The organism is Streptococcus suis (genome assembly GCF_002964045.1).
GTDB lineage: Bacteria > Bacillota > Bacilli > Lactobacillales > Streptococcaceae > Streptococcus > Streptococcus suis_U.
On the sequence record NZ_POPB01000669.1, the window covers coordinates 1 to 305 of the forward strand.

Here is a 305-nt window from a genome sequence, read left to right on the forward strand (position 1 = left end):
AACATGATTTCACGGTTTTTGGTTACTACCGCATCATTTTAGGTGCGATTTTATTGGTTTATGCCTTTATCACATTTTTATTTTAAGAGCAGGGAGACCTGCTTTTCTTTTGTCTTTCGAGCTTGGTTTTAGTATAATGGTGGAAGATATGTATGAGTATTGAAAATGATCAATCAATTTTAAGAAATTGATGAATCAATGAATGAGGTAGTTATGAAAGTAAAGCAAATTAGTGATTCAACCTTGAAAATCACTATAAAATTAGATGATTTGGAAGAGAGAGGAATGGAACTTTCGGACTTTCT

General features: G+C 31.8%; 1 protein-coding gene. It reads left to right on the plus strand.

Annotated elements, in window-relative coordinates; translation table 11 throughout:
- Nucleotides 1-213: 213 nt before the first annotated feature.
- The coding region (locus C1E99_RS14005) for an adaptor protein MecA (RefSeq protein ID WP_193441830.1) at nt 214-305 on the plus strand (92 nt) is incomplete at its 3' end.